Raw genomic sequence first — 958 nt, 5'->3', positions numbered from 1 at the left:
AAATGCTTCTTTAATAGCAAAAAAGTGTATTAGACATTCACTGATAGACTTCTCAATAGTAACGTCAATAAGTTATAGGAGCGTTGTAAAAACGTCACCGACTCCAATGAAGCGTTTTTATCAATTTTTGTATTTAGTTCTTATTAAGCGACCACTCATCTGTAACAAATCCTACTTTTAGGATAAGCTAGATTAGAGATAGTCAAAGTTGAAGAATGAACGGTTATATAAAAGGAATAAACGCTGGCTACTCTAACAAACGAATATTACTCTTATGTAGGTGTTCTGTTAGAGTAAGTAACCCTAAATGAGTTATATTGCTAATAACCAGTCGTTTAGGAGGCTTTATCGTAGACACGATATAAGGTGGTATAAAAGGTAGGCTATAACAAAAGCGTGATAATAGTTAAATGACTATAATCAGGCTAGTGTCTCCACTGGACGAAAGATACGCCATAATATCAATATATGTACTAGTAGTAGTAGGCTGAAAAATATTAAGGATTGCTCAGGAATACTAAGTCCCATAAAGGTCCAATCAATAGTTGCGCATTCACCTGAGCCTGAAAACACCTCCTTAAAAACCTGTAAAATAGGTAAGGTATCGAGCCAGTAGTCTAAACCTGGCCCGCATGAAGGTACTTGGTCAGCAGGTAAATGCTGTAACCAAACATGACGTGCTGCTACGATTGTAGCCCAGCCAATACCCACCAAGCTACCAAGCCATAATAGCAAGCGTATCGCAATCGACTTTGGGTGAAACAAAGCGGCTACTAATGCAAAAGCGCCCATGACCATTAAGCCAATACGTTGAAAGATACAAAGTGGACAAGGAGATAACCCCATATAACGCTGTAAAAAAAACAACGCGTAACTCATACCAATCACAGTCATAAAGACCAAAAATACTTGTAAACTGCGATAATTGGTCAGTTTTTGCATGAGCGACATACTCTTA

General features: G+C 37.8%; 1 protein-coding gene. It reads right to left on the bottom strand.

Annotated elements, in window-relative coordinates; genetic code table 11:
• Nucleotides 1-420: 420 nt before the first annotated feature.
• Nucleotides 421-942: a disulfide bond formation protein B gene (locus tag ACS8FD_RS17435; protein WP_439262555.1), complete on the bottom strand. Its 522-nt coding sequence runs from the start codon at nt 940-942 to the stop codon at nt 421-423.
• Between the last annotated feature and the right edge of the window lie 16 nt (nt 943-958).

This window comes from Psychrobacter sp. 1U2 (assembly GCF_051847575.1).
Note: the sequence above shows the minus strand (reverse complement) of the source record. Positions and strands in the feature narration are given on the sequence as shown.